This is a genomic window from Nocardia salmonicida NBRC 13393, assembly GCF_001613085.1.
Classification (GTDB): domain Bacteria; phylum Actinomycetota; class Actinomycetes; order Mycobacteriales; family Mycobacteriaceae; genus Nocardia; species Nocardia salmonicida.
Genome location: NZ_BDBR01000035.1, coordinates 114,765 through 124,952, shown reverse-complemented (window position 1 = coordinate 124,952; position 10,188 = coordinate 114,765). Strand labels below are relative to the sequence as shown.

The following is a 10,188-nucleotide window of genomic DNA, read 5'->3' as shown; positions in this document are numbered from 1 at the left end:
GGACAAGGAGAAGGGGTTCATGCGCAATCAGGCGCTGATCGGCACCGCATTGTCGGGCGAGATCGTCAGTGTGTTCTGTGAGCGGATCCAGATGCGGCCCGATGGTTGCCGCACCGGCAATGTCCAGGACTTCGGCCCCGACTACGGGCTCACCGCCGCACTACTCGGACTGACGAAGATCGGTTGACTCGCCAGGCTGTGGCCGGCGCACGGTGAGCCGTCCTGACCTTGATCCCTGACTTCCGTACTGCGCTGGACGCTCTCGACACCGGTGCGACACCGCCGCCGGACTTCTCCAACGCCTCCCTGCTCGGTCAACGTCGGCTACATTTTCGGGCATCGGTCGAACCACGGCGCAGCTTGCTCGAGCTGCGCAGCCAAGCGCAGCAGCATTGCCTCACCACCCAATTGCGCGGTGAATTGCACACCCATCGGAATGTTGTCCGCAGTCCAATACAGCGGCAGCGACAGGGCTGGCCGTCCCGTCACATTGGCCAACTGAGTGTACGGAGTCCAACTCAGATTGCTGTGAATGAGCCGATCGGTCAGCGCGGAATGCCGCAGAAGGCCCGCAGTCCCCGACTTCAGTAGCAACTCTCCGGCCAGGCGCAGTGACCGCTGCGTGTCGAGCGAGCCGATTCGGGGCGGAAGATCTGCCAGTGTCGGTGTCAGCAGCAGGTCATAGCTGTCGAAGTAGCTCGATAGCGCCCGGGCATGATCATGGCGACGCATGACGGCATCGACATACTCGACACTGCTGTAAGCCCGCCCCAACGCAGCCATCAGGCGGGTGTCGAATTCGAAACCTTCTTCGCCGCAACCAGATCGGCGCTTGGCATCGGCGACTTCCCACGCCAAGTAGGTAAACCAGGTCAGCAGGAAATCCCGGGCCAGTGCTCGATCGTCGACCGGTGGACTGTCCAGGATCTCGACTCGGTGATGCAGGTCGGTGAGTACCTGGACCGCAGCGTCGACAGCGGCTCGAGCCTCCGGATGAGGCGAGGAGTTGATCGCCGAGGAGACACAAACTCCGATTCGCAGCCGCCCCGGGTCGGCACCGACCTGCGAGAGGAACGTCTCGACCGGAACGGCGGGAAGATAGGGACCGCTGAGTTCGCCGCCTTTGAGGACATCGAGCATCGCGGCGGTGTCACGCACCGAGCGGGACACCACACCCTGGACCGCGGCCCCGTGCATGGCTTCGCCGACATCGGGCCCCGACGGAAGCAGCCCACGCCCTGGCTTGAGGCCGACGAGTCCACAGCAGGCGGCGGGGATGCGAATGGAACCGCCGCCGTCGTTGGCTCCGGCCACGGGAACGATTCCGGCGGCCACCGCCGCGGCCGAACCCCCGGACGAGCCACCAGGCGATCGATCCAGATTCCACGGGTTGCGGGTGGGACCGAACAGTTCGGGCTCGGTGACGCCTTTGGCGCCGAATTCGGGAGTGTTGGTCTTTCCGAAGATGACCAGGCCCGCATCGATCCATCTCTGCACCACCGTCGAGTGCTCGCGGGCCGGGATCCGTGCCAACGAGCGAGACCCGTTGCCGCTGGGCAAGCCGGCATAGTCCTGCGCGATGTCTTTGATCAGAAACGGGACACCGGCGAAGGGGCCGACCAATTCCTCGGTGACGCGGCGATCTGCCTCGGCGTCCATGAATCGGATGATCGCGTTGAGGCGACTGTTCGACGTCTCCGCCTGTCGCCGGGCGACGTCGAGTAGTTCGCTCGACGTCACCTCACCGGCTTTGACAAGTTCAGCTAGACCCAGTGCGTCGAAGCTCCGGTATTCGTCGATCCGCATACCGCGCGATCATAGCCGTACCAATCGGTTAGGCAAACCGTTTGGTACGGCATTACCGCTGAGGTCGACGTCGGATCTGGTCCGACCATGTCAAGACCTCCGAGGGCGGTACATCATCGCGATCGCCGCGTCGAACGCGGCATCGACACGAGTGCGATCTCCGGTCAGAAGCAAGTCCAACTGCAGTCCACGTATCTGCCCCAAGACGAGAGTGGCAACGCTTCGCGCCTCGCTCGCAGGCCAACCATCGGCACGCAGACGTTCCTCGATCGGAGTCAGCCAGTCGTCGACGATCGACGGCGCCAGCGCTTCGGCCTCGGCAGGCACGCGCGCCACGCGACCGACCAGTTGGAACAACAGAATGAACTGGCGTTGCTCCTTGGGCGCACACAACCTCGTCCACACCATGCGCACCAGTTCGGCAGCCGACGTCGCGGTGTTGAAGTGCTCGTCCTGCTGCCATGACCGAACGAAGTCGCTGCGGATTTTTTCCCCGATGTGCAGCAGAAGCTCGTTTTTCGAGTTGAAATGACGCAGCAGTGTCGCGTGCGATACCCCGAGCGCGGCGGCGACGGGCCTCAAGGACACGTCGTCGATGCCGTGATCGAGCACGTACTCCGTGGCCGCGGCCAGCAATTCGGGTCGGCGATGCCGATACCGCAGTGTGCGCCCGTCCACATGGCCGTCAGTCATCGGTCTTGATCGTAGAGCTCACCGAGTCCAGCATGTCAAGCGGACCGGTAAAGCCGCACTGCCCGCGCCTACTACTCCTTTCCGACCGCACATTTCGCGCATCGGCCGCATCCCCACGGCCCCTACACGGCCACCTCGTCGCCCACCCGCACTGTTCCGACTTCCGCGCCGAGTTCCACGACTGTGCCGACGCCTTCGTGCCCCAGAGTGAGCGGGAGCGGAAACATCAACTCCTCGGCCTGAAGCCCCATGACGAACATGTCCGAGTGGCACAAACCTGCCGCTGTCACTTGCAGCAACACCTGCCCTGGTCCGGGAGCAGGCTCGGGATCTCGACGACCTCCGGCGCTGCCCCTACCTCGCGGTACTGCACGGCCTTCATCTGCTCGATCACCAGCGGCTCCTATCCAGGTCGCGCGTACATAACGGCAATCTGCCTGGGCCACTCAGGAATATGCCCAATGGCAATGGTCTGAATATCGCGCAGCCGTCCATCCAATAGGAGACGACGCGCCGATGGCCGCAACGTCATTTCGTCGGGTCGTGGGATCCCACTTCTCGAGCACTGGGAAGCGGGACAGGTCGAGGGAACCTCGGCAATGACGGTCCAGCTGCCCACCGTGGCAACCCCGTAGTCGTGGGGTTCATGATGCACCGTTCCGATATCGGCGCTCTCCCGATGGATTCGGGTTGGTGACCGCCCGCGTACCAGGAACGCGCTAGACACCGTCGTCGCCACCGCGCAGCGAGTGGATCATGCTCCGCAGGATCCGAAACGCACCCGACCGCTCAGCCTCGGTCATGCCGGACAGCATTCTGAGCTCGACGGACCGGACCGCGACGGTCGCCTTCTCGAGGCTGCGTCGTCCGCGAGGCGTGAGCCGGGCGGGAAGGACCTTTCCAACAGGCGCCGCCGCGGGCCTGGTCACGTAGCCGTCTCGTTCCAGGGTCTGGAGCAGAACGTTCATCGTCTGCCGTGTCACGAACGCGCCCCGCGCGAGCTCGGAGTTCGACAATCCCGGCCGTTGCGCCAGCAGCTCGAGGCAGGAGTAGTGCGTCACGCTCATCCCGAGCGGGCGCAGCACCTCCTCCATGGCGGAACGGAGCGCACTCGACGCCTCTTTCAGCAGGTAACCCAGTGACGTCTCCAGGTCGACGCCGACACCGTGTTGACTCATGTCAGTATTCTGACATACATTGGTTCGTGTCAGATACCTGACACGAACCGAAGGAGCATCATCATGCCTGTTACCGGCCCCGACTTCATCTCCCTGCAGGCACGCGACCTCGACGCCTCGCAGGCGTTCTACGAGCAGTACCTCGGGCTCGTCCGCTCACCGGTAGGCCCTCCGCATGCCGTCGTCTTCGAGACGAAGCCGATCGCGTTCGCACTCCGCGACGTCATCCCCGGCACCGATCTCGCATCCGTCGCCCAGCCAGGCATCGGTACCGCGATCTGGCTCCACGCCACCGACATCCAAACGATTCACGACGCGCTCGTCGCCGACGACCACACAATCGTCTCCGCACCGGCCGACGGCCCCTTCGGCCGGACATTCACCTTCGCCGACCCCGACGGCTACCAGATCACCCTCCACGACCGCGCGTGATCGCCACCGGCTCAGCCGGTTTTGCGCACCCCAAGGCGGGGCCGTCCTGACGGTTCCGGTCGGGCCATCCCGTGTCGACAAAACGATTCTCCGACACCCGGCCGACCGATCCAGACTCAGTGTGACTCGCGGTGGATCGTGGCGGAGTTCTCGCGTTGATAGTTGGCGCGGCCCGGCACCTGGCGCTTTTGATACGAAGCGGTGAAATATGCACGCGCTCCGCCTATCTCCGTGGCGGCGCAACATCCCGAGTCGCGAAGATCATCGAGGCATACTGCCCTGCATTCACGGCGTCGCTCCGAAGGTCGGCGGCGAAGCCACGTACGACCTACCGCTGCCGACTGCGGGTACGAGTGAGTACGCAGCGCCGCCAATCGGTGCTCATCCATAGGCGGAGGTTCTTTGCCCCTCCACGGTGACCACGGCGAGTGCGCTTCGGCGTCGTCGCAGGCCCGCATCCTGCTCCGCACCGTCCTGCAGCACCGCCGCATCGCAACGATCGCGGGCCCGATGGAACCACCGCGCCGTCACACCGGCCTCAGCCCGGCCGACAACGCGCGAATCACCTTGCTGCCCCGGTGATTACGCGCCTGTTGTCCTTGTTCAGCGCAGGGTAACCGTGGTCGACAGCGAGGCGAAGCCGCGGTTGTTCGAGGAGTGGATCCGCACCAGATTGTCGGTGTCGATCTCGTAGTCGGCCACCGCGGCGACGATCTCCTCCAGCGCCACCCGCAGTTCCACCTGCGCCAGATTCATCCCGATGCAGTGGTGCCGGCCGGCACCGAAGGCGAAGGCGGCACCGGTGTCGCGGTCGAGATCGAAGGTGTCGGGGTTGGCGAAGACAGTCTCGTCGCGATGCGCCGATCCGGTGAGCAGCAGGATCCGGGCAGCCGCCGGGATCTCGACGCCGTGCAGTTCGACCGGTGCGGTGGTGGTGCGCAGCTGGGTCTGGGTGGCCGGGTCGTATCGCATCGACTCCGCGATCCAGTCCTCGATCCGACCGCCGAAGGCCGCCTGCCGCTGCTCCGGATACTGCGCGGCGCTGTACCAGGCATTGCCCAGGGTCAGCATGACCGTCTCGATGCCGGCACCAACGAGCAGGATCAGCACCCCGACGATCTCCTCCGGGCTGAGCCGGTCGGTACCGTCCGCCGCGTCGAGCAGGCCGGAAAGCAGGTCGTCGGTGCGCTGCTGACTCCGAGCGATAGTCAGCTCGGTGTAGTAGCCGACCAACGCGCCGATCGCCGCCATCGCCTCCGGCCGCAGATCGGTCGATTCCGCGTCGGTGTACATGATCTCCATGCCGAGCTTGCGCACCAGCTCGCGGTCGGCTTCGGGCACACCGACCAACTCGGCGATCACCTCGGTGGGAAACGGACCGGCGAAGTCGGCGATCAGGTCGAAACTGCCCCGCGCCAGCAACGGTTGCAGCGTCTGGCGGGCGATCTCGCGTAGTCGCGGCGCGAGCGCCTGAATCCGCCGCTGGGTGAACGCCCGCACCACCAACTCGCGCATTCTGGTGTGCTTTGGCGGGTCCATCGCGACGAACGAGAAGAGCTTCTCCGCCTGCGGTCCCCAGAACGCGGGCTCCATGCGGATGCCGTTGGCGCTGGAGAAGCGATCGGAGTCACGCAACGCCGCACGCACGTCCGCGTGGCGCGAGAGTGCCCAGAAGTCATCGATCTCGTTACGGTAGACGGGTGCCTCGTTTCGCAACCTGGCATAGTACGGGTAGGGATCGGCGTGGACGTCGAAGTCATAGGGGCTGTAATGCAGGGGCGGCATGGTCGTTAGCCTTTCGCGGCGGCGTGGCACGCGAACGCCACCCCGGTTTCGTTCCGACTGATGTGGACGACGGTAGTCGAGAGAATAGGGAGAAGTCGTGGACTTCGAGGCGGCAGCTGATCGAGTGGATGTCACCAAACCGCACCCTGCCCGCCGCTACGACTATTGGTTAGGCGGCAGTGCCAACTTCGAGGCGGATCGGCGCTCGGCCGATGCCGTCTCCGTCGCGTTTCCCTCGATCCACTTCGCGGTATTGGCGAATCGGAAGTTCCTGCGCCGCGCGGTCCGCTACTTGGCCTCAACCGTGGGCATCGAGCAGTACCTCGATATCGGTACCGGGTTGCCGACAGCGGGCAATGTCCATGAACTCGCGCAGGCGGTCATTCCGCAATCGCGGATCGTCTACGTCGACAATGACCCCATCGTGCTCTACCACGCCCGCGAGCTGCTCAACAGCGATCCTAGCGGCGCGACGGCCTATATCGATGCTGATCTGCGTGACCCCGCCTCGATCCTGGATAACCCGGCGCTCGTCGACACTCTCGACCTCGAGCAGCCGGTCGCCCTCATACTCTGCGCGGTCCTGCACTTCATCACCGACGAGATGGATCCCTATGCCATCGTCCGTCGATTGTGCGATGCCCTGCCATCAGGCAGCTATGTGACGCTGACCCACGCCACCAATGACCACCTCTCAGTCGAGGACCTCCAAGCGACCGTCGAAGCCAACGAGCGCAGCGGCGTCCCGTTCCAGACCCGCTCCACCGCAGAATTCACCCGATTCTTCGACGACCTCGAACTGGTTCCCCCCGGCGTCACCTCGGTCATCGACTGGCGTCCGACCGAATGGAGCGCGCATCCCCGCCGGGAAGCGGTATCGATGCTCTGCGGCATGGCCAGGATTCCCTGACCTCACTCGTCGGCCACCGGCGAGGGAGCAACCATCGCTCAGAGATCGACGCGTATAGGTGTGGTCCCAGCTGGTTTTCAACCAGCTATGCAATGAATGCATCGCTGCTCCAGATCGCATGACCCTTCGCTGCCGACACCCGGAATCTCGTGAAGCTGGACGTTCGTGGGACGAGGCGGTTCGCCTCGACCAGCCGATCGGCCAGTGAGCCAGCCGGTCGAGGCGAACCCTTCCCCGCGCACCCACACGCCGCCGCCAACTCGCGGGGCAGGATCCACCTCAGGCGCTTCAGCAATTCAAAGATCGCAGCCGCGCCAATGCAATAGCAAGTGGCACAGGCAGCTTCACTCAGCCCCGCCGACGGGCAACCGTTGCAGCATGCGTCCGTGGAAGGGTCGTCGCCGAGCACTGGACGAGCGATCAGAATCAAAAGTGTGGGGTATCTGTGAGTAATCGGCAAACCACGCCAAATCTCCAGGTACAAGAAAATCCCCTCCGACTGAGGCCAGAGGGGGTTTTGCCTGTCGGGCTGACAGAATTTGAACCTACGACCACCTGGCGCGGGTTCCAATTGTCCAGACCTACCCATCAGTGCCCAATAGTACTCAGCACCAGGCTTTTTCACGAAACGACCATTCTCAACGATTCCCATGGATTCGCATTGATTCCGGTCAAAAGTGTGGGGTTTCTGTGGGGCGCTTTCCGAGCCCGCGCCCATGGCGTGGCATGGACTCGTCGATGTTCAGGCGTGCGCTGGGGCCGCCCAGATCGGTCTTCACCCAGCCCGGTGCTATGAGCAGCAACGCGCGCGGGTCGTCCGCATGCCGCGCGGCGAAGCTGAGCACCAGCTGGTTCAGGGCGGACTTGCGGGCCCGGTGCTCCCTGGTCGGGAAGGCCACCACGGAAGATCTGGCGGGCGGCCGGCGAGGGGCTCGAGCCGAACGGGCTCTCCGCGGTACTCGTGCTGCGGCGGTTCGCCGACCCACCCTGCTGGTACCACCCCGAATCGCGGACCCGCGGTGCGACTTTCGGGGACCGGCCTTCCGATCGCCAGCGGTGACATCTCGACGATCGCGCCCCGGCAGCTGCGTCGCCCGCTCGGATCGGGGTATTCCATGGAGTGAAGGGCGGTGACGCCGGGTCGCTGTGCACCATGGCATCCCGATCGTCGGTCCGCTCATCGGCTCGACTCGCACGCGGCCGGCGGGCGAGCGGCACCACACGTATACCGGTGTAACCGGATTCGGAGACTGTCATGATTGTTTTCCTCGGCCTGGTCCTGCTCATCGCCGCGGTGGTGATCGGCACGGCGGGCGTGCTGAGCAACAGCGGACCCGCCCACACGCTCAGCGACGACTTCAGCCTGCTCGGCTACCACATCACCGCAACGTCGGGCACGTTGTTCCTGTGGGCAGTCGCGCTCGGAGCCCTCGGCATGCTCGGCCTGGTCCTGCTCACCGCCGGCGCGCACCGTTCGTCGCAGCGCCTGCGTGAGACCAAGGCCGATCTTCGGCTCGCCCGTCGCACCGGCACGAGCGGGCGGACCTTCCGTCCTTCGGCCGAACCGAAGGAGAAGGGGACCGTGCTCGCGAAGACACCGCGTAGTGCGAGCGCACGCCGCACCTGGCGACATCCCTTCGGCGACCGCTCCGCCGACGCCGTGACGCACTGAGATCGGTTCTGTCCGCGAAGTCGTTCTACGTCTACTTCGACGACCGTGTGGAGCTTGCCCGAGCCGCGCCGTATCGCGACAGCCCAGATCACCATGAGCGTCCACGTCCTGCTGAACTCGGCCGATGCCACCGCCGAATTCGCCGCCACTATCGAACCGGTTGAGGCCGGTGATGCGGCCTTGGCGTCTAGGAATACTTCACAGATCGTTGACTGAGGTAGCCGAGGGTGACGAGGACAGTGGGCACCAGAGTCGACGCCAGCCGCTTGGCGGCGTCGGCGTCGTAGCCCCAGCACAGGGCAATCGTCGAAACCTCGTCGTGAATGCACCGGTGACCGTGAGCCACCAGTCGCGCGATGTCGCTGTCGTCGAGCGCTCGGGCCACTGCCTGAGTCAAAGTTCCCACCGCGGCGTCGAGATCGGTGTTTCGCTGCTCGGGGCCCATCATTGTCAGCAATCGGCGGCAGATCTGCTGCGGGCTGAGGTCAGGGACATCGTGGGCCAGCGCAGCCCGGATGGCTGCGCTCACTTCGGCTTGGGCGGCTTCTATGGTGCACACCCGACTTCCACGGGTTCTGGGCGCGGTCATGAGTTCGCCTGCCGGTACCAGTTGTCAGGGACGGTCCAGTCCCAGTGCGCGTGATCGATCTCGTAATGCCGGCGCTGGTGGTCGATGTAGGCGTGATAGAGGTCAACTGATCCGGTGGTGGAACTGCCGAGCAGGACCAAACCCTGCGAAAGGCGCTGCCAGACCGTTGTTTTCGAAAGGTATCGCCGCATCGGGCGCCTCCTGATGAGAAGGAATAGCCGGATGACCTTCCATGACCGGACGCGGTCATGGAAGGTCGGAGGCCGGGCGAGCAGGGTCAACAACTCGCCGACGGCCGAGCCAGGCCGAGCTGTCGTCACATGCTGAGGCCGCCGGGCGGGGACCGCAGCAGAGTCGACAGCTCGGGAGGGACCTGGCTTCGGCTCGCAGCCGGTCTCGATGTTTTCGAGCCCGACCGCAAGTTGGGGCACCGCTAGAACGAGATCGGGTGCGAGGTCGCGTGTTCGAGAACCAGAACTTCGGTGGCCTCGGGTGCGAGGTTCTTCAGCAGCTGGCAATGCATGTTCTGGTGTGCGGTCGCCAGACCAGCCTGGTGAATCGGCACCACGACGCGCGGGGCGATCGACCGCAAATAGTCGATACCTTCGCCGATCTTCATCCACGGCCCACCGATCGGCAGCAACAATACGCCGACCGTGCCAGCGATCTCGTCGAAGGCATCACCCGGGTGGAAGACGGCTTCGTCGATCAAATAGCCGAGGTTCTCCGACGGGGGCAACGCCGAGTGGACACAGGCGTGCTCACCACCTGTGACCACGATGTCGTGGCCGAGCACCGACAGTTCCTGGCCCGGCTGGGCTACGTGCGTGGGCCGACGCATGTTTTCGGGATAGTCGGGGTTGTCCAGTGCCTTGAGTGTGCCCTCGCCGACGATCAACTGGGCGACTGGGTTGGCCGCCAGCAGCGCCGCGAGCCGGGGAGCGTCGAGGTGGTCGGGGTGGGCGTGGGTGATCAGGATCAGGTCGAGGTCAGCCAAGCCCTCGAAACCCTGCGAATAGGTACCCGGATCGAACAGGATTCGCGTCGAGGCGGCCGCGCTCGGGATCTCCACGAGAACGCAGGCGTGCCCGAAGTGTGTGATATTCATAGCTTTTCGCCTTCG

The 10,188-nt window shown here is 64.7% G+C and carries 11 protein-coding genes and 2 pseudogenes; 5 read left to right on the top strand and 8 right to left on the bottom strand.

The features are described 5' to 3' along the window. Nucleotides 1-187, top strand: a pseudogene (locus tag NS1_RS28380) (mammalian cell entry protein); the annotation flags it as partial. 137 nt (nucleotides 188-324) lie between these two features. Here the strand turns inward: NS1_RS28380 and NS1_RS28375 are convergent. From NS1_RS28375 to NS1_RS28365, 4 genes and pseudogenes are all read right to left on the bottom strand, one after another. Next, nucleotides 325-1,806, bottom strand: a complete 1,482-nt coding sequence (locus NS1_RS28375; protein ID WP_062989401.1) for an amidase — start codon at nucleotides 1,804-1,806, stop codon at nucleotides 325-327. 90 nt (nucleotides 1,807-1,896) lie between these two features. Continuing rightward, entirely contained in the window at nucleotides 1,897-2,499 is a 603-nt protein-coding gene (locus tag NS1_RS28370; protein WP_062989399.1) for a TetR/AcrR family transcriptional regulator, read from the bottom strand. 125 nt (nucleotides 2,500-2,624) lie between these two features. Next, a pseudogene (locus NS1_RS39435) lies at nucleotides 2,625-2,881 on the bottom strand (alcohol dehydrogenase catalytic domain-containing protein); the annotation flags it as partial. 337 nt (nucleotides 2,882-3,218) lie between these two features. Continuing rightward, complete coding sequence (locus NS1_RS28365; RefSeq protein WP_062989397.1) at nucleotides 3,219-3,677, bottom strand: MarR family winged helix-turn-helix transcriptional regulator; 459 nt, start codon at nucleotides 3,675-3,677, stop codon at nucleotides 3,219-3,221. 63 nt (nucleotides 3,678-3,740) lie between these two features. On the opposite strand from NS1_RS28365, the gene NS1_RS28360 reads away from it, so the two are divergent. Both NS1_RS28360 and NS1_RS28355 read left to right on the top strand, forming a co-directional pair. Next, nucleotides 3,741-4,109: a VOC family protein gene (locus tag NS1_RS28360; protein WP_062989395.1), complete on the top strand. Its 369-nt coding sequence runs from the start codon at nucleotides 3,741-3,743 to the stop codon at nucleotides 4,107-4,109. 402 nt (nucleotides 4,110-4,511) lie between these two features. Continuing rightward, nucleotides 4,512-4,691 carry a hypothetical protein gene (locus tag NS1_RS28355; protein WP_062989393.1) on the top strand — a complete coding sequence of 60 codons (180 nt, stop codon included), beginning with the start codon at nucleotides 4,512-4,514 and terminating at the stop codon, nucleotides 4,689-4,691. Between the two features lie 21 nt (nucleotides 4,692-4,712). Here the strand turns inward: NS1_RS28355 and NS1_RS28350 are convergent, their stop codons facing one another. Beyond that, nucleotides 4,713-5,894, bottom strand: a complete 1,182-nt coding sequence (locus NS1_RS28350) for a cytochrome P450 (RefSeq protein WP_062989391.1) — start codon at nucleotides 5,892-5,894, stop codon at nucleotides 4,713-4,715. A gap of 97 nt (nucleotides 5,895-5,991) precedes the next feature. On the opposite strand from NS1_RS28350, the gene NS1_RS28345 reads away from it, so the two are divergent. Together NS1_RS28345 and NS1_RS28335 are read left to right on the top strand one after the other, a co-directional pair. Continuing rightward, nucleotides 5,992-6,804, top strand: a complete 813-nt coding sequence (locus tag NS1_RS28345; RefSeq protein WP_062989389.1) for an SAM-dependent methyltransferase — start codon at nucleotides 5,992-5,994, stop codon at nucleotides 6,802-6,804. A 1,255-nt stretch (nucleotides 6,805-8,059) separates the two neighbouring features. Then, nucleotides 8,060-8,476 (top strand): hypothetical protein, encoded by a 417-nt coding sequence (locus tag NS1_RS28335; RefSeq protein WP_062989385.1) that lies wholly within the window; start codon nucleotides 8,060-8,062, stop codon nucleotides 8,474-8,476. A 187-nt stretch (nucleotides 8,477-8,663) separates the two neighbouring features. On the opposite strand, the gene NS1_RS28330 is transcribed toward NS1_RS28335, so the two are convergent. The 3 genes from NS1_RS28330 to NS1_RS28320 all read right to left on the bottom strand — a co-directional run bounded on the left by NS1_RS28330 (nucleotide 8,664) and on the right by NS1_RS28320 (nucleotide 10,173). Beyond that, entirely contained in the window at nucleotides 8,664-9,035 is a 372-nt protein-coding gene (locus NS1_RS28330) for a hypothetical protein (protein WP_157125426.1), read from the bottom strand. A 26-nt stretch (nucleotides 9,036-9,061) separates the two neighbouring features. Further along, nucleotides 9,062-9,256: a hypothetical protein gene (locus NS1_RS40370; RefSeq protein ID WP_157125425.1), complete on the bottom strand. Its 195-nt coding sequence runs from the start codon at nucleotides 9,254-9,256 to the stop codon at nucleotides 9,062-9,064. 242 nt (nucleotides 9,257-9,498) lie between these two features. Next, entirely contained in the window at nucleotides 9,499-10,173 is a 675-nt protein-coding gene (locus NS1_RS28320) for an MBL fold metallo-hydrolase (protein ID WP_062989379.1), read from the bottom strand. Nucleotides 10,174-10,188 lie beyond the last annotated feature (15 nt).

What these genes read in the sequence shown, in the direction of transcription:
- NS1_RS28375 (WP_062989401.1), bottom strand. Translation starts at nt 1,806, where the DNA reads ATGCGGATCGACGAATACCGGAGCTTCGACGCACTGGGTCTAGCTGAA.
- NS1_RS28370 (WP_062989399.1), bottom strand. Translation starts at nt 2,499, where the DNA reads ATGACTGACGGCCATGTGGACGGGCGCACACTGCGGTATCGGCATCGC.
- NS1_RS28365 (WP_062989397.1), bottom strand. Translation starts at nt 3,677, where the DNA reads ATGAGTCAACACGGTGTCGGCGTCGACCTGGAGACGTCACTGGGTTAC.
- NS1_RS28360 (WP_062989395.1), top strand. Translation starts at nt 3,741, where the DNA reads ATGCCTGTTACCGGCCCCGACTTCATCTCCCTGCAGGCACGCGACCTC.
- NS1_RS28350 (WP_062989391.1), bottom strand. Translation starts at nt 5,894, where the DNA reads ATGCCGCCCCTGCATTACAGCCCCTATGACTTCGACGTCCACGCCGAT.
- NS1_RS28335 (WP_062989385.1), top strand. Translation starts at nt 8,060, where the DNA reads ATGATTGTTTTCCTCGGCCTGGTCCTGCTCATCGCCGCGGTGGTGATC.
- NS1_RS40370 (WP_157125425.1), bottom strand. Translation starts at nt 9,256, where the DNA reads ATGCGGCGATACCTTTCGAAAACAACGGTCTGGCAGCGCCTTTCGCAG.
- NS1_RS28320 (WP_062989379.1), bottom strand. Translation starts at nt 10,173, where the DNA reads ATGAATATCACACACTTCGGGCACGCCTGCGTTCTCGTGGAGATCCCG.